This is a genomic window from Desulfogranum mediterraneum DSM 13871 (genome assembly GCF_000429965.1).
Classification (GTDB): Bacteria; Desulfobacterota; Desulfobulbia; order Desulfobulbales; family Desulfobulbaceae; genus Desulfogranum; species Desulfogranum mediterraneum.
In genome coordinates this window covers 139,762-155,344 of record NZ_KE387004.1, presented here as the reverse complement: position 1 = coordinate 155,344, position 15,583 = coordinate 139,762, and the positions used below count along the sequence as shown (strand labels likewise).

The 15,583-nt window shown below is 57.0% G+C and carries 11 protein-coding genes and 2 tRNA genes; 9 read left to right on the top strand and 4 right to left on the bottom strand.

Features of this window, described 5'->3' with window-relative positions; all coding sequences use genetic code 11:
- Window positions 1-5: 5 nt before the first annotated feature.
- From G494_RS0115515 to G494_RS0115495, 3 genes are all read right to left on the bottom strand, one after another.
- Window positions 6-656, bottom strand: a complete 651-nt coding sequence (locus G494_RS0115515; protein ID WP_084456948.1) for a DVUA0089 family protein — start codon at window positions 654-656, stop codon at window positions 6-8.
- Between the two features lie 809 nt (window positions 657-1,465).
- Window positions 1,466-1,541 (bottom strand) — tRNA-Ala (locus tag G494_RS0115505).
- Window positions 1,542-2,024: 483 nt separating this feature from the next.
- Window positions 2,025-2,100, bottom strand: a tRNA-Ala gene (locus G494_RS0115495).
- A 231-nt stretch (window positions 2,101-2,331) separates the two neighbouring features.
- On the opposite strand from G494_RS0115495, the gene G494_RS0115490 reads away from it, so the two are divergent.
- From G494_RS0115490 to rodA, 5 genes are all read left to right on the top strand, one after another.
- The gene (locus G494_RS0115490; RefSeq protein ID WP_028585252.1) at window positions 2,332-3,369 is read left to right on the top strand and encodes a rod shape-determining protein; all 1,038 of its coding nucleotides are present in this window, start codon (window positions 2,332-2,334) and stop codon (window positions 3,367-3,369) included.
- A 281-nt stretch (window positions 3,370-3,650) separates the two neighbouring features.
- Window positions 3,651-4,502, top strand: coding sequence for a rod shape-determining protein MreC (gene mreC / locus G494_RS0115485; RefSeq protein WP_028585251.1), 852 nt, complete (start codon window positions 3,651-3,653; stop codon window positions 4,500-4,502).
- An 88-nt stretch (window positions 4,503-4,590) separates the two neighbouring features.
- A complete protein-coding gene (locus tag G494_RS25670) occupies window positions 4,591-5,127 on the top strand; it encodes a hypothetical protein (RefSeq protein ID WP_028585250.1) in 537 nt (178 codons plus the stop codon).
- A gap of 29 nt (window positions 5,128-5,156) precedes the next feature.
- A complete protein-coding gene (mrdA, locus tag G494_RS23855) occupies window positions 5,157-7,187 on the top strand; it encodes a penicillin-binding protein 2 (RefSeq protein ID WP_084456945.1) in 2,031 nt (676 codons plus the stop codon).
- A gap of 18 nt (window positions 7,188-7,205) precedes the next feature.
- Window positions 7,206-8,315, top strand: a complete 1,110-nt coding sequence (gene rodA, locus G494_RS0115470; RefSeq protein ID WP_028585249.1) for a rod shape-determining protein RodA — start codon at window positions 7,206-7,208, stop codon at window positions 8,313-8,315.
- 30 nt (window positions 8,316-8,345) lie between these two features.
- On the opposite strand, the gene hemH is transcribed toward rodA, so the two are convergent.
- A complete protein-coding gene (hemH, locus tag G494_RS0115465; protein ID WP_028585248.1) occupies window positions 8,346-9,299 on the bottom strand; it encodes a ferrochelatase in 954 nt (317 codons plus the stop codon).
- A gap of 407 nt (window positions 9,300-9,706) precedes the next feature.
- Here hemH and G494_RS0115460 point away from each other — a divergent pair, with 407 nt between their 5' ends.
- From G494_RS0115460 to G494_RS0115445, 4 genes are all read left to right on the top strand, one after another.
- Complete coding sequence (locus G494_RS0115460; RefSeq protein ID WP_028585247.1) at window positions 9,707-10,252, top strand: cold shock domain-containing protein; 546 nt, start codon at window positions 9,707-9,709, stop codon at window positions 10,250-10,252.
- Window positions 10,253-10,385: 133 nt separating this feature from the next.
- Entirely contained in the window at window positions 10,386-13,070 is a 2,685-nt protein-coding gene (gene polA, locus G494_RS0115455; RefSeq protein WP_028585246.1) for a DNA polymerase I, read from the top strand.
- A gap of 539 nt (window positions 13,071-13,609) precedes the next feature.
- Window positions 13,610-13,987, top strand: a complete 378-nt coding sequence (locus G494_RS0115450) for a hypothetical protein (protein WP_153305910.1) — start codon at window positions 13,610-13,612, stop codon at window positions 13,985-13,987.
- 88 nt (window positions 13,988-14,075) lie between these two features.
- Window positions 14,076-15,500, top strand: a complete 1,425-nt coding sequence (locus G494_RS0115445) for a DUF4139 domain-containing protein (RefSeq protein ID WP_028585244.1) — start codon at window positions 14,076-14,078, stop codon at window positions 15,498-15,500.
- Window positions 15,501-15,583: the final 83 nt, after the last annotated feature.

Here is a 15,583-nt window from a genome sequence, read left to right as displayed (position 1 = left end):
TGGCCTTACCTGCGCCTTCTTGAGACCGCGGCAAGCCCGGCTATGCCGGTACCGAAGAGGAGCATGGTGGTGGGTTCGGGTACGGGGGAGGAGGTGTCTGCGCCTTCAAGGGAGACCTGCAGGGTATAGGTATCGCCTGCATCCGGTATATTCCCGGTCCAGCCTCCGAGAACCGGCGTTGCAGAGTATTCGGCCACCCCGATGATATAGGTCCCTGCTGTGCTGAAGAAGTAGGACTGGGAAGGATCATAACCATGAACGGTCCCCGGGTCATTGACTGCTTGATAGTTACTGCCATCGTCTCGGGCAAAAAGAACGTTGCCCAGGGAGTCGAAGAGTGCTATCTCGGTGTCTATGGAGCCGCCCTGATTCATGCCGTAATCGATATCAAAGTAGCCCGTAACCCCCCCGGCTGCGACCGTGAACGAGTAGTAATCGTAGGTGCCGTCACCAGTGGCCCCTATGGAGACCCAGGGAATGGTCCCTGCCATGAAGATATCAGGGTTCGCTCCCAAGGAGAATGACCCGTCAAGGCTCTGAGCCGTTGCTAGGGTGCTGTTTGGCTCTATCTCGCCGATTGAGGTGGCACCTGCCGTGCTGACCAGGCAGGAAACCAACCCGAAAATTGCCATTGATACGACCAATCTCTTTTTCATCTCTAACCTCCTGTATGGTTAGCTTGAATGGGAATGGGTAAGGAATTGAGTTCCCTTATATGGGGGCAAGCAATTATAGGGCCAGATGTTCGCTGAATAAAATGCTCTCTTCTCGGTTGGTTGCAGGAATGAAGGTGTTGTAAAATGACACGGAATTCCCCTTGTTCGGAATTGTTTTCGCTAAACCGGAAATGTTGAGTATGGACCACTTTTCAGATGGATAGGCTTGAGGTCTGTTCCCGGGGCAGATACTGGTCCATGTTTTCACTGACCTCCCTCTGTCGCTTATCCGCTCAGCTGCTCCCCACAGTCCCTGTCGCCTCCCATGATTCCAAGCCCTTGTTTTGAGCAAGGTCAAGGCAGGTGTAAATCTCTCTCGTCGGCATCTGGCTGATATTTTGGTTAAAAAAACAGGTGGCTGTATCTGAGGCCGAGATGGGACAAGGGAGCAGCTCGCCAAATCCAAATGCGCCAACAGGGAGGCATGGAGAGAGCCGGGATAGGGGTCACTCTTTTCATGGTATCCTGGGGGATCTGCTTATGAGGCTAGCTTGAGAGAATATGCGGTGAGTGGTGCGTGCCAGGGGGCACTTGGGGCCACCCTTGCCGGGGTTCGGCCTTCCTTGGGCAATTCTTGCAAAGGGCGAGTTGGAAAAAGAGTCGTCTTTTTGAGGGATTGGTGAAGATATTCCGGAAGATGGGAACAAGCAAGGCCCGCCCTGCATTTTCCTGGGTGGACAGGATTGGTGCAAGACAGGCCTGGCAGGATCCACTGAATCATGAATGTGTTTCCAGTGGATCCGAAAGGTTGGTGGAGCTATGCGGGATCGAACCGCAGACCTCTTGACTGCCAGTCAAGCGCTCTCCCAGCTGAGCTATAGCCCCCCACGTCCTTTGTGATTCTGGCGCTTCATCTACCATGAATGATCAGGGTCTGTCAACAACTATTACTCCGAGGCGCCGCCAGTCGGGTAGACCTTGTTCAGGGCCGCTGTGCTCTGCCCCTAACGCTGGTGTCTGCCCATAAATGAGGGGGTTGGCTCAAACGCAAGGGTCGGGGAAAAGGAGCGCTGAGGTGGAGATTGGACATAGAGATTGATATTTCGAGGATGGTTTTTTTTGAGTGTGCCGCCGAGATGGCGGGAAAGGATCCGGGAAAGGACCCTATCGGGACACGCAAGGGACACGCAAGGGATATGCAGCCGAGGCGCTAAAAGAAGAGTTTCGGAAGGGTTTCAGTTCCCAGCTGGCCCCATCACGCCAGTGGTGAGCAGGAGCTCCCCCCTGATGGAGTCGATCCGGGGTATCAACTGAGGCAACAGCAAAAAAAAAGGATGTATCACCGTGCGGTGATACATCCTTTATATGTGGTGGAGCTATGCGGGATCGAACCGCAGACCTCTTGACTGCCAGTCAAGCGCTCTCCCAGCTGAGCTATAGCCCCTCACGTCCTCTGTGATTCTGGCGCTTCATCTACCACGGTTGATCGGGGCCTGTCAACAACTATTGGTTCTTTTTTCCGATTTTCTCCATATACATTGCCAACAGAGGGAGCAGTTGGTAATGTGTAGGGCTTTGTGTGTTAGCTGGTAGGCAGCTCCAGAAGCGGAGCCCGGTGTGAGGCGGTGCTTGAGGCTTTGGTAGCGATAATTCTCATCTTAGAGGTGGATTCGGAATGTTTTCTCCGTTTAATTTTCTGTTTGGCTGGATGTCCAATGACCTGGCGATCGATCTGGGCACGGCCAATACCGTACTGTACGTTAAGGGAAAGGGCATTGTCCTGCGTGAGCCTTCGGTGGTCGCGGTACGGAGAGATCAGCGCGGCAGCCGGGTTTTGGCTGTCGGCAAGGAGGCAAAGGAGATGCTGGGCAAGACTCCGGGCAACATTGCCGCCATCCGCCCCATGAAAGACGGCGTGATTGCCGATTTTGAGGTGACCGAGGCGATGCTCCGTTACTTCATCAACAAGATTCATAACCGCAGGACCCTGGTTCATCCCCGGATTATCATCTCTGTGCCCTCCGGGATTACCCAGGTGGAGAAACGGGCGGTGCGGGAGTCGGCGGAATCTGCCGGGGCCCGTGAGGTCTATCTGATCGAAGAACCCATGGCTGCCGCCATCGGGGCCGACCTGCCCATTACCGAGCCCACGGCCAACATGATTATCGATATCGGCGGCGGGACCACCGAGGTGGCGGTGATTTCCCTTGCCGGGATCGTCTATGCCAAGTCTGTGCGGGTGGCCGGAGACAAGATGGATGAGTCGATCCTCCAGTATATCAAACGCAAGCATAACCTGGCCATTGGTGAACGGACCGCCGAGCGGATCAAGACCACCATCGGCAATGTCCTGCCCGAAGAGCCCTACGAGACCATGGAGATCAAGGGCAGAGACCTGGTCTCCGGCATTCCTAAAACCATGACCATCAGCTCCAAGGAGATCCAGTCGGCCATTGCCGAACAGGTCGAGGTCATCGTGGACGCGGTGCGGGTGGCCCTGGAGGTCACTCCTCCGGAGTTGTCGGCCGATATCGTTGACCAGGGGATTGTCCTCACCGGTGGAGGGGCCCTCCTGAAAAACCTGGACACGCTCTTGAAGGATGAAACAGGGATGCCCATCCTGGTTGCCGAAGACCCCCTCTCTTCGGTGGTCCTGGGTTCTGGCCGGGCCCTGGACAACCTTGAAATATTGAGAGAGATCGCCATCGACTGATCCCGGGCTGTACCCTGGATCAGATCCTGCCCTATCCCGAGTGAACCAGGGCCGCATGAGCCCTTGCCGGCGCTGAGCAGCTCGGCGCTGTGGAGGAGGATCTATTCCGGGAAGTTCTGCCCGGGGGGAGATCTTCCCGGCTGCCTTGAGTGGGACGCATGCTGCAAGATACCCTTTAGATTGTTTCCTCGCATGGTCTCAATGGGGGACTGCAGGGGCCAAAACCCGGGCTTGCCTGCTCGCCTCAAATACCATGCATTGTTGAGCCTCTACCCTTTCCTATGCGACAACAGTCCACCCGAAAACGGAGTAGCCGTTTTCGAATATTCCGCCTGCTTTTTTTTGCCGGTCTGCTCATGACCCTGGCATGCATCTTTCTCGTCTCCACTCTGGGGAGCCAGAAGTTCGGGGGCCTGCATAAACTGATTCTCGAGGCTGCCGGACCGGTGCAGAAGGTGGTCGCCTCAGGGGTCAACTACCTGGGATCTTTTAAGCAGGAGTATCTCGATGTGCTTGCCGTGGGCGAGGAAAACAAGCGCTTGTGGCAGGAGCTGCAGGAGAGCAGGGCGCTGGTCCATAAGAGCCGGGAGGCCATGGCCACCAATGCCCGTTTGAGGAAGCTGCTCGCCTTTAAGGACAGTTCGGATCTGCCCATGGTCGCGGCAACCGTCATCGGTAAGGATCCCTCCATGTGGTTTCGTTCTCTGATCATTGATCGCGGTACCAGTGACGGTGTTTTCAAGGGTAGCCCTGTGACCAACAGTGAAGGGATCGTCGGCCAGGTGCTCACCGCCTCTCCCCACTACTCCAAGGTCCTGCTGGCCATCGCCCCCTCCAGTGCCATCGATGTGCTGCTGCAGAAATCCAGGGTCCGTGGTATCCTCAAGGGGACCGGTTCCCAGACCTACCGCCTTGAGTATGTCCTGAAAACCGTTGAAGTGGAAGAGGGGGATGTGGTGGTCACTGCCGGCTATGGGGGGATGTTTCCCACCGGTTTACCCGTCGGTGTGGTCTCCAAGGTGATTCGCAAGCGGAGGGGCATGTTTCATGAGATTGAAGTCAGGCCTAGCGTGGATTACAAGACCCTGGAATATTTATTTGTCCTTCAGCGCAAGGAGCCGGTGCCTCAATAAGGCGGTTCCAGGCGGTCGGTTGCTGGATGCCGAGCTGCCGCGGACTGAGGAAACCGGGAAACCGGGAAAACGGGAGTAAGGGGCAGCTGTGATTGTTCTTGTCTTTACCATTATCAGCCTCCTGCTGGTGGTTATTCAGACCTCGGTCTGCATGCTCCATCCCACCTGGGTGGCGGCACCGGATCTCTACTATATTTTGCTGGCCTATCTGGCCTATCGTCTGCCCCTGATGAGCAGTCTGGTGGTCCTTTTCTTTCTGGGCTGTTTTCTCGATGTCTTTTCCGGCATTATCCTGGGGATGTACGCGCTGTTCTGCTTCAGTTCCTTTTTCCTGCTCCGTTTTATTGCTCAAAAGATGCCGGTGAGTGAGTCGTTCTACCAGGTGCCGCTGATTGGGGTGAGCTACCTGGTGATGTCCTGGTGCGCCTATGTGGTCACCTCTTTTCTGGTGCCGGGCGGTTTGGTTGAGTGGGTCTGGTGGAAGATGATGCTCCGCACCGGCCTGATCGTTCTCTGTGCCTATCCGCTCTTCTGGTTGCTTGAACGGATCCAGTATCGACTGGCCAAGGGGATATTTTCCTGGAAAAAATTTCGCGTTCGTACCGATAACAGGTATCGGGCCTGAGGGTGCCGACCGTTGGAGCATGAATCGAGATGAAGAATATACGACGCAAAAATCGAAAACGGCCTGAACCGCTGCTGGATGCGGAGCGCAAGAAAGACAGCGGAGTGACCAAGCTGACCCCCAGGGATGACCATGAGCTGGATGCTTACAAGAAGCGGGCCCTCTATGCCGCCTTTGTGCTCCTCTTTTTCTTTGCGGTGATCATCGGCAGGCTCTGGTATCTGCAGATTCAGCGGGGTGAGTACTACCGTAACCTGGCCGACTCCAACCGGGTGCGTTATCTGGAGGTGGCGGCGCCCAGGGGGAATATCCTGGACCGCTATGGGCGGGAGATCGTCACCAATCGACCCTCCTTTAATGTGGTCTGGGTACGGGAAGATAACAAGATCGATGATGAGTGGCTGAAAAAGGTGACCCGGATCCTCGGCATGGAAACCTCGGAGCTGCTGGCCAAGATCCGGAAGATGGCCCATAACCCAGGCCATATTCCGGTGCGCCTGGCCGAAGACATCGATTGGGAGACCGTGGCCAGGATCGAGAACAATCGGATGGATCTGCCCGGGATCAAGATCGAGGTGGTGCCGCTGCGGGTCTACCACTGGGGAAATCTGGGCTCCCATATTATCGGTTATCTCGGTGAGATCAACAAGAAGGAGCTGAAGGCCTCAAAGGACGGCCTCTACCGCGGCGGCGACATGATCGGCAAGATGGGCCTTGAGCGGCTGCGGGAGAAGGATCTGCGGGGAGAGAAGGGGCGTAACTATATGGAGGTCAATGCCCTGGGCTTTGAACAACGCAACCTCAAGGGCTTGGAGCCGCTGCCGGGCAATGACCTGCGCCTGACCATTGACATGCAACTGCAGCAGGCCGCCGAAGAAATCATGGCCCAAGAGGATCGGGCCGGAGCCGTGGTAGCCCTGGAGGCCAACTCGGGGCGGCTTTTGGTCCTGGCCAGTGCCCCGGCCTTGCATCTGGATGAGTTTGTCGGCGGTATTTCCCACAAGGCCTGGAATGCGATGTTGGCTAATCCGCATACTCCCCTGGTCAACAAGCTGGTGCAGGGCCAGTATCCGCCCGGTTCGACCTATAAGCCCATAACCGCCGTAGCCGGTCTGGCCGAGGGGGTCATCACCCCGGATTCGGTGATCTACTGTCCCGGCTACTATCGTTTCGGCAACCGGACCTATCGCTGCTGGAAGCGGGGCGGACATGGCGCGGTGAACCTGAAGCGGGCCCTGGCCGAATCCTGTGATGTCTACTTCTATCAGGTGGGGCAGCGTCTAGGCGTTGACCGGCTCGCCAAGTATGCCAAGCTCTTTGGCATGGGCAGCCGGACCGGGGTGGAGATGGAGCACGAAAAGGCCGGCCTGGTACCCACGGCAGCCTGGAAAAAACGGCGCTTTGGCAAGATCTGGCAGGAGGGAGAGACCCTCTCCATTGCCATTGGTCAGGGCTTTAACCTGGCCACCCCGGTACAGCTTGCCCTGATGACTGCGGCCCTGGCCAACGGCGGTACCCTCTATAAACCGGCCCTGGTCGAAGAGGTCAGGGATCCGGACGGGCGGGTGATTGAATCCTTTAAGCCGGCTGTGCTGAAGCGCTTGAGCGGCCAGGGGCGCAACCTGAAGCTGGTCCGGGAGGGCCTGGTGGAGGCGGTGAACGGCAAGCGGGGAACCGGCAGACGCGCCCGGGTGTCGGATAAAAAGATCATCGTCGGCGGTAAGACCGGTACCGCCCAGGTGGTTCGTCTCAAGCAGTACATCCACCTCAAGGAAAAGGATATCCCCTATAAGTACAGGGATCATGCCCTGTTTATCTGTTTTGCTCCGGCCGAAAATCCTGAGATCGTGGTGGCCGTGGTGATCGAGCACGGACTCCACGGCGGCAGTGCGGCCGCTCCTGTTGCCAGGGCGGTTTTGGAAAAATATTTTGCCGGCCGATTCGCCTCTGCTGAGGTCAGTACCGTGGTCCTGCCCGGCAGCATGCTGGCCCAGGCGCCCTTGTTTGGCCAAGGCCTTGCCGGAGGTCTGCTCCGGCAGCAGACCAAATTGATTCCCTAACCTCTTGGTTTATCTGCTATGTTACGATTTGATCGCCGACTTGTGCACCACTTTGATTGGGTAATGCTGCTGATGCTGGTGCTGGTCTCCGGGATGGCGCTGGCCAACCTCTACAGCTCCACCTGGAGCGGCAGCGGTACGGCTTCGGCCGTATTCTACAAACAGCTGTATCTGTTCGTAGCTGCCCTGGTCCTGATCCTGCTCTTTGTGGTGGTGGACTATGGGGAGTTGGCCACCTTTGGTTATCTGATGTACGGAGGGGTGGTGTTGCTGTTGGTCTATACCAACTTTTTTGTGGCAACCATCGCCGATACCCAGCGTTGGATCAACCTCGGCTTCTTTCGCCTCCAACCCTCGGAGCCGGCCAAGTTCATCCTGGTCCTGGTTTTGGCCTCCAGCTATGCCAAGATAGAGAGCCGGGACGGGTTGCGCTTGAGGGATCTGCTCAGGCCCGGTATCCTGACCGCCATCCCCTTTGTCCTCATCCTGATCCAGCCTGACCTGGGGACGGCCCTGATGCTGGGGATCCTCTTTGTCTCCATGACCCTCTTTGTCAAACTGCGCTGGTCCACCATCGCTATCCTGGGGGGCATGGGGATGGGGGCTGCCCTGATCGGCTGGAAGTATCTGCTCAAGGACTATCAGCGTCGCCGGATCGAAACCTTCCTCAATCCCGAGGGTGACCCGATGAATCACGGCTATCAGATCATGCAGTCCAAGATCGCGGTGGGCAGTGGGGAGACCTTTGGCAAGGGCTTCATGGAGGGGACCCAGGGGCATCTCAACTTCCTGCCGGAGCGCCATACCGATTTTGCCTTCTCGGTCTGGGCAGAGGAGTGGGGTTTTGCCGGTTGTCTCATCTTTCTGGGCTGTTACTTTTTCCTGCTCATCTGGGGGCTCAATATTGCCCTGGGTGCCCGGGATAAATTCGGGGTGCTCCTGGCCTATGGCCTGGTGATGATGATCTTCTGGCAGGCGGTTATCAACCTCTTCATGATCATGGGTTTCCTGCCGGTGGTGGGCATTCCCCTGCCCCTGTTCAGCTATGGCGGTTCATCCCTGATCACCACCATGGTGGCCATCGGGGTGATGATGAATATCCGGATGCGCCGTTTTCAGGTCAGCTAAAGTGGTCCTGAACGCCTGGGCAGCGCCTGCTTAACCGGCCTGGAGTACCAGTCGGCAGAGGCCTTCGATGAACTGGGCCGAGGTATTCAGGCCGGCGGTGACCCGGTATTCCAGTCCCGCTGTTTCGGCAAGCTTGCGGTACTGGATGTTGAGTTCGTAGAGGGTCTCCACATGGTCGGAGACAAAGGAGATGGGCACCATCAGGAGCTTGCGGCAGCCGGAGGCGGAGAGGCTCTCGATGGTCTCCGGAGTCGATGGTCCCAACCACTCCACCGGGCCGCTTCTGCTCTGGTAGCAGAGCCGTCCCGGGCGTCCGGTCTGACGCTCGATGGCGTCTATGGTCTGCTGGAGGTGCTCCACGTAGGGATCACCCTCCCTGATCAGGCTGACCGGCAGGCTGTGGGCGCTGTAGACGATCTGGACCTCGTCATCGCCGAAGGCTGCCAAACCCTCCCTGATACGCTCCACCAGGCTGCTGATGTAGTTGTTCTGTTGGGGCCAGGAATCGATCGTATGCAGGGGGATAATCAGCCCGAGTTTACGGGCAGCGCTCTCCAGATCGCTCAACGAGGAGCCGGTGGTGGCCCTGGAGTAGTGGGGATAGAGGGGCAGGGCGATGAGTTCATCGATCCGGGCCTCCTGCAGTTCCCTGAGCGCCTCCGCGGCATAGGGGTGCCAGTAGCGCATGCAGGGACGGACCAGGTAGCTGCCGTGCTCGGCCAGGCGCTGTTCCAGGGCTCTGGCTTGTTGTTCGGTGATCCTGCGCAGGGGTGAGCCTCCGCCGATCTGTTGGTAGTTGGCCCTGCTCTTTGGGGCCCGTTTTCTGGCGATCAGTCTGGCCAGTGGTTTTTGCATGAACCAGGGGCCCAGGCGAATGATCTCCCGATCAGAGAACAGCTTGTAGAGAAAGGGTTGAACATCTTCGATTTTTTCCGGGCCGCCCAGGTTTAAGAGGAGCACTCCCCGCCTTGTTGAGGTCGTCATGATCTGACTCTAACCGGGGGAGGCTCAGGGCGTCAAGAGAATGTAGGTTCCTCTGCCGGATTGTTTGTTGTCCTTTGCCCTGGGCTCTAGTGAGGACCCCAGGGGGGCTTGCCCGGCGCCGCCGCCATGATTGTTCGCCTCGGAAGGTGAGGGAAAAAATATTATTCGAGTCCTGCTCTCATCTTGCTCTTGATTTCGGGGCTCATCCGTGGCTATAGTTGAAGTATGGTTATGTCTCACCCCTTCTTATATCCCTCCTCTTTTGTACGTTCCCCTGTGTCAAAATCGTGCCTGCTATAGTCGGGGTAGTAGTGCGCCTTTTGCGTATGAAAGTGGCCGGAGGAGAGGCATGGACCAGGGAAGAGCGACAATGGGGTCGCTGACGCTATCATTAGTGGAGGATGTATATGGAATTGAAAATCGAAGCCAAAAATCTCGAGATGCGGAAGAGCTGGCAGGAAAAAATCGAAGGAGAACGCGATAAGTTAATCCGACATTACGCGAACTTCGTTCTTCATCTGCGCGTAACGATTGAGGCTACCCCAGGGTATAAGGAGGGAGGATATGAGGTGCGTCTGGTCGCCTCTGTACCCAACGATACCGTCGTGGTTAAACGTTGGGGAGAGATGGTCCGGCCACTGCTGGTTGAAGCTTTTGATGTACTGGGTCTGCAGTTAAAAGAGATTGTGCGCAAGAAGCAGAACCATAAAAACGCTAAAGCCCCGCATGGGGCAAGCATCGATGCCCCGGCCACCGGGGTGATCAGAAAACTCTTTTCCGAGGAGGCGTATGGTTTTATCGTCACCGGCGATAACCAGGAGATCTTCTTCCATGCCGGCGCCTTAAAGGACATCTCCATCGATGATCTGGCCGAAGGGGATGCCGTGATGTGTCTCGTTGAAGAGGGCGACAAGGGACCCCAGGCCTCCTGGGTGAAGAGTGCCGCTGCCTGATCGTTTTTTTTTCCAGTTGATCAACCCCTGCCCCTGGGCAGGGGTTTTTTATTGTCTGCTCTTTCCGGGTCTGCGCTGTTGCCAACCCTGCTACGGTCTCGATCCTCAACTTAGCTCTGCAAAGATACCCTCCATGTCTGAAATTTACCTGATCGATGGAAGTGCCTATATCTATAGGGCCTACCATGCCATTAAGCCCCTGACCAACTCCACCGGCCTGCCAACCCATGCCGTGTTCGGCTTTACCACCATCCTGCGGAAGCTGATCAAGGAGAAGAACCCGCAATACCTGGCCGTGGCCTTTGACAGTCGCGGGCCGGTCTTCAGGCATGCACTCTATCCCCAGTACAAGGCCAACCGACCCTCCATGCCCGAGGACCTGGTTCCCCAGATCCCCTATATCCGGGAGCTGGTTGCTGCCTACAATATCCTCAGCCTGATTGAAGAGGGGCAGGAGGCCGATGATCTGATCGCCTCTGCGGTCAGGGCCCTGACAGACCAGGGCCATCGGGTGGTGATTGTCTCCGGGGACAAGGACCTGTTGCAGCTGGTCTCTCCCCAGGTCTCGCTGTGGGATCCGATGAATAATCGCACCATGGATGAGGCCGCGGTGGCAGAGAAGTATGGGGTGAGCCCTGTCGGTCTGCTGGATTACTTTGCCCTGACCGGCGACAGTGCCGACAACATCCCGGGCGTGCCCGGAGTCGGTCCCAAGACTGCCCAGAAGCTGCTCAGCAGCTACCAGACCCTGGAGGGACTCTATGGGGCGGTTGGTGAGTTGAAGCCCTCCAAGATGACCGAGCGGATCATCGCCCATAAGGCGGATGCTTTTCTCTCCAGGGAGTTGATCCGGCTCAACCACCAGGCCCATGTTCAGGAAGCGTTGCCTGCCTACAGCTATGGCGGCTCTGATGCTGCAGACCAGGATAGGCTGCGCAGCCTCTTTACCGAGCTGGAGTTCCACACCCTCTTGAAAAACGAAGTCCGGGCAGCGGCAGTGCCGACTGAGCATTTTCAGCTGATCCAGGACGAGGAGGCCCTGGCCAAACTCTGTCACCAACTGGAAGCTGCCGACAGCTGGGTGCTGGACACGGAAACCGATTCCCTGGATCCCCGCCGGGCGAAGCTGGTGGGTATCTCCTTCTGCATAGACGAGACTGCGGCCTGGTATCTGCCCTGCGGGCACCTGCTGGCAGACGGCAGTCCGGCTCCCGGACAGCTGGATCGGGAACGTTTGCTGGCGATGCTCAGACCGATCCTGGAGAACACCACTGCCACCAAGATCGGCCATAACCTCAAGTATGATTATGCGGTTCTGGCCGCTCCCCAGAACGGCGCTATTCGTCTGGGCGGCCCCCTGCACGATACCATGGTGGGGGCCTGGTTGCTCGATCCGGGCAGGCGTTCCTACAAGTTGGATGACCTCTGTGCGGAGATCGATCTGCGGTTGACTCCCTTCAGCGAGGTGGTCCAGGGCGATAAGAGCGATGATGCCTTTACCCGGGTCCCGGTTGAGGCTGCCAAGGATTACAGCTGTGAGGACGTCTATGGCAGTTACCGGCTCTATCTTGGCCAGCAGGAGACCCTGTCCCAGTGGGGCATCCTCTCCCTGATGGCAGAGGTGGAGGGGCCACTGGTCCGGGTGCTTGCCGCCATGGAGAACACCGGCATTGTGGTTGATGCCCAGGTCCTGGAGGGGCTGGCTGAGGAGTTTGGCCTGCGCCTTGAGGACTGTGAGCAGGCCATCTATCGGGTAGCCGGTAAGACCTTCAATATTCAGTCCCCCCGGCAGTTGGGGGAGGTCCTCTTTGAAGATCTGCAGTTGCCCAAGGGCAGGAAGACCAAGACCGGCTGGTCCACCGATGTCAAGGTCCTGGAGAAGCTGGCCGGCCAGCACGAACTGCCGGCCCTGGTGCTGAGCTATCGCAACCTGGCCAAGTTGAAATCAACCTATGTGGATAAGCTCTCTGAGCTGCGCAATCCGGAGAGTGGCAGGGTGTATACCTCCTACAATCAATGCGGCACCGCCACCGGCCGGCTCAGTTCCAGTAATCCCAATCTGCAGAATATCCCGATCCGCAGCGAAGAGGGGAGGCGCATTCGCTCCTCGTTCACGGTGGAGCCTGGCTGGGTATTGCTCTCCGGTGACTATTCCCAGGTCGACCTGCGGGTGATGGCCCATTATTCCCAGGACCAGGAACTGCTCAATGCCTTCCGTGGAGGGGGGGATATCCATCGCCAAACGGCATCAGAGGTGTTCTCTGTGGCCCCGGAGCTGGTCACCTCGGAGATGCGGCGGGTGGCCAAGACCATTAACTTCGGCATTGTCTACGGGATGTCCAGTTACGGCCTGGCCAACCAGCTTGACCTGAGTCGAAAGGAGGCTCAGACCTTTATTGATCGCTACTTTGGTCATTTTTCCGGAATTCAAGAATTTATGGTCAAGGTGGTGGAGCAGGCCAGAGAAGACGGGTATGTGACCACCCTTTCAGGCAGAAGGCGTTTTCTCCCGGATATTCACAGTAAAAACAAAAGCAGGCGTGAGTTTGCCGAGCGTATAGCGATCAACACCCCCATTCAGGGGACTGCAGCAGATATTATGAAGCTGGCCATGCTTCGGGTCGATGAAGGCTTGAAGGGCTTGCGCTCCCAGGCACATTTAATTCTCCAGATCCATGATGAGCTGGTACTTGAGGTCCCTGAACCGGAGTTGGACAGGGTTTCCGGGATGTTGCAGGATGCGATGGAGTCTGCCGTCTCGCTGGACGTACCTTTGACGGTGCAGCTGCATCATGGTCAGAATCTTGGCAAGGAGTAGGCTGCTGATGTTGTCTTCGGGCGACAGTCTCCTGGGCCGGCTCAGAAGGAGCCTGGACACGGGGAGACATTTATGCGTAGAATTGGAAAAATAGAGAAAAGCTCCGTTATTCCGGATTTCAGGTTGTCTTTTCAGGGCCGATTGTGTTGTATAGAGCGGTGAGTAGGGTTAAATAACGCATCCCAAGTGGAATGTCTTTTGCATTAGTAAAGGCATAGATTCACCTAATAGGGAGGTAAGGTTATGAATCCCCGTGAAGCGATCCGAATCTTGATGCTGAGCCCTATTTATTTCCAATTACGCCCTGCTCAACGTTGGCAACTGGTCTGCGAATACTGTCAACTGGTTAACGCCTATAAGGAGCACCCTGCATGATGGGCAGCTGCGGTGACCTCGGCGTTATCCGGAAAAGGTATCTTTGGGACTCCTTCGCCGGCCCTGATACATTTTCCTGTATACCTCGGAGCCAGCGCCTGTCCGGCTTTGAACGGGGTGGCCCACTGATCAGGCGGCCCTGAAATCTAAGTAGAGAAGATACCATGGGGGAGAAGAGAGATGCGTTGAGCCGGAAAGAGCGACGCAGGTATCCACGTTTTAAGGTACGAGAGGGGACCTTCGCCTTTTTGGAGTCCATCCCCTGTACCATCGAGGATATCAGTGAAGCCGGCATGGCGGTCCAATTCGTGGTTTTAGACAAGAAACATCTCTTTCCCCTGTTTATAGATCTGCTCTCCTATGAGCAGGAAACCTATCTCCAGCAAATACCTGTAGGCAAGGTGGATGAATCGGTCCTTTTTCCTCCCCTTTTCAGTGTCTTGCAAACCAAGAAGGTGCGGGTGGCCTTTGACACCCTCAACCATGAGCAGCAGTCGGGTTTGCGCCGTTTCATTGCCCGAAGTTCCATTGGCCGAGTCTAGGTCGCCTTTCCATTTTCCCCCTGTGTGGTACACTCCTGTCATAACATCGTAGTTCGGTTTTGTAATTACCTGTACAGGAGAGTGAGCCATGTTGCATCCCTTGCTGTGTCGTGTCCTGATAATCGTCCTCCTCCTTCCCGGTCTCTGCCCTGCCCAGGAGGTGGTTTCAACGGCTGAGGATCATCAGGAACTCCAGATTACCATCTATAACCATGATCTTGCCCTGGTTCGGGATAAGCGGTCCCTTACTCTGGGAGAGGGTGTCAATACCCTGGCCTTTCGTGAGGTGAGCAGTCGGATCAAGCCGGAAACCGCCTTCCTGAGCGCTGAAGGGCTACAGGTCCTTGAGCAGACCTTTGTGTACGACCTGCTCTCTCCCCAATCCCTGCTGCAGAAGTATGTCGGTCGTGAGGTCCTGCTCTCCTCCATCAACCCTGTCAGCGGAGCAGAACGGCTGCAGCCGGCCCGGGTGCTCAGCACCGCAGACGGAGTGGTGCTCAGGACCAAGGAGGGCATCATCACCGACTTCAAGGGACAGCTGCGTTTTCCCGACCTGCCTGCCGATTTGCGTGATCGGCCGACCCTGACCATGCTCATCGAGGCCGAGGCGTCAGGGGAACGGACGGTGGAGCTTACCTACCTGACCCAGGGAATGTCGTGGCAGGCGGATTACATTGCCGAACTCAACGACCAGGAGGATCGGCTCCTGCTTCAAGGGTGGGTCACCCTGAGCAACGAGAGCGGAGTCAGTTACCATGATAGCGGGCTGCAGCTGGTGGCAGGAGAGGTGAATCTGGTGCAGAAGCAGGGGGTGCACCCTCCCGGGCCCTACCTTATGAAGGCGGCCCAGGGGCGGGAGATGGGGGTTATGCAGGAAGAGTCCATCTTTGACTATCACCTCTACACCCTGGGAAGAAGGACCACCATCGGCGATAACCAGCAGAAACAGATGAGCCTGATGCGGGCTGCCGAGGTGGTCTGTGAGAAGCACTATCTCCTCAAAGGTCAGTCTTCATATTTTCTCTCCAGGGCAGGCCGGCTTGATCGTACACCCAAGGTCGGGGTGGAGCTGGAGTTGAAAAATGAGCGCGCTTCAGGCCTGGGTGACCCCCTTCCTGCCGGCATTGTCCGGGTCTATAAACGAGATCCAAAGGGATCTCTTCAGTTTGTCGGCGAAGACAGGACCGATCATGTACCGGCCCAGGAGGTGGTGCGTTTGAAATTGGGTGAGGCCTTTGATCTGACTGCGGAGAAAAAACAGACCGACTTTAAACAGCTCTCCGCAGGGGAGGGTACTCGCCGGGTGGTGGAGTCCGAGTATGCACTGACCTTGAAAAATGGCAAGCCGGAGGCCGTGACCATCCGGGTGGAGGAACCGGTGCCAGGTGACTGGGAACTGATTGCCTCCTCCCACAGGGGGGCCAGGGAGGAGGCCAACCTGTTGGCCTGGAACCTGATCGTCCCTGCCAAGGGAAGGGTAGACTTAAGCTTCCGGGTACGGGTGCGGTTTTAGGCTTGGGCAGAGCGTTTTTACCCGGGTTCTAATCAGCAGCTTGCTTCGGGGTGCAAGCGAGCTAGGCTGCCTTTCCACGCCTC

Excerpts from the sequence above, each read along its gene's own strand:
- G494_RS0115460 (WP_028585247.1), top strand. The coding sequence starts at position 9,707 with ATGGAATTGAAAATCGAAGCCAAAAATCTCGAGATGCGGAAGAGCTGG.
- G494_RS0115515 (WP_084456948.1), bottom strand. The coding sequence starts at position 656 with ATGAAAAAGAGATTGGTCGTATCAATGGCAATTTTCGGGTTGGTTTCC.
- G494_RS0115445 (WP_028585244.1), top strand. The coding sequence starts at position 14,076 with ATGTTGCATCCCTTGCTGTGTCGTGTCCTGATAATCGTCCTCCTCCTT.
- mrdA (WP_084456945.1), top strand. The coding sequence starts at position 5,157 with ATGAAGAATATACGACGCAAAAATCGAAAACGGCCTGAACCGCTGCTG.
- G494_RS0115450 (WP_153305910.1), top strand. The coding sequence starts at position 13,610 with ATGGGGGAGAAGAGAGATGCGTTGAGCCGGAAAGAGCGACGCAGGTAT.
- rodA (WP_028585249.1), top strand. The coding sequence starts at position 7,206 with ATGTTACGATTTGATCGCCGACTTGTGCACCACTTTGATTGGGTAATG.
- mreC (WP_028585251.1), top strand. The coding sequence starts at position 3,651 with ATGCGACAACAGTCCACCCGAAAACGGAGTAGCCGTTTTCGAATATTC.
- polA (WP_028585246.1), top strand. The coding sequence starts at position 10,386 with ATGTCTGAAATTTACCTGATCGATGGAAGTGCCTATATCTATAGGGCC.
- G494_RS0115490 (WP_028585252.1), top strand. The coding sequence starts at position 2,332 with ATGTTTTCTCCGTTTAATTTTCTGTTTGGCTGGATGTCCAATGACCTG.
- hemH (WP_028585248.1), bottom strand. The coding sequence starts at position 9,299 with ATGACGACCTCAACAAGGCGGGGAGTGCTCCTCTTAAACCTGGGCGGC.